Here is a 270-nt window from a genome sequence, read left to right on the forward strand (position 1 = left end):
TAAGATTGTACGTTGTTCTTTTTAGATTTGAAACGCGGGGCACTGTTTTGTTTTTTAAAAAAGCGTGTATAAGCATCCGCAAGGTTGCGAACAGACGACTGAATAGCAATACTATCCACTTCTTTTAGCCAAACAAACTCTTTCTTCATGGCAGAAAGTTTGGCAGAGCATATACCATATGTCAAACCTTTTCCTGTTTCTTTGTATGCATTATCCCATAGAGATAGGAAGTGATTGAATACAAAACGAGAACAACCAATCGTTTTATTG

1 protein-coding gene is annotated in these 270 nt (G+C 36.7%); it reads right to left on the minus strand.

All coding sequences use genetic code 11. From position 1 onward, the window contains the following. The coding region (locus FOT98_RS31900; RefSeq protein WP_144291301.1) for a helix-turn-helix domain-containing protein at positions 1 to 270 on the minus strand (270 nt) is incomplete at both ends.

Origin of the sequence: Bacillus sp. HY001 (assembly GCF_007558965.1) — a bacterium.
Classification (GTDB): domain Bacteria; phylum Bacillota; class Bacilli; order Bacillales; family Bacillaceae_G; genus Bacillus_A; species Bacillus_A mobilis.